The sequence below is a fragment of the Schauerella aestuarii genome (genome assembly GCF_009866805.1).
Classification (GTDB): Bacteria; Pseudomonadota; Gammaproteobacteria; order Burkholderiales; family Burkholderiaceae_B; genus Schauerella; species Schauerella aestuarii.
In genome coordinates, this window is sequence record NZ_SIZW01000001.1 from 1 (window position 1) to 205 (window position 205).

1 tRNA gene is annotated in these 205 nt (G+C 51.7%); it reads right to left on the reverse strand.

Features of this window, described 5'->3' with window-relative positions:
• Positions 1-11: 11 nt before the first annotated feature.
• Positions 12-88 (reverse strand) — tRNA-Ile (locus tag EYW45_RS00005).
• Between the last annotated feature and the right edge of the window lie 117 nt (positions 89-205).

The following is a 205-nucleotide window of genomic DNA, read 5'->3' on the forward strand; positions in this document are numbered from 1 at the left end:
GCAGAATGCTGTGGTGGGTCTGGTTGGACTCGAACCAACGACCCCCGCCTTATCAAGACGGTGCTCTAACCAGCTGAGCTACAGACCCCATGTTTCATGGATCATGTAGTCACGAACATGCAGCACAGGGAGGCAATCCCTCTTACCCATACTCATGCACGATCCAGCTATAAACAACAACCGATAAGCGTGGACACTTAACACC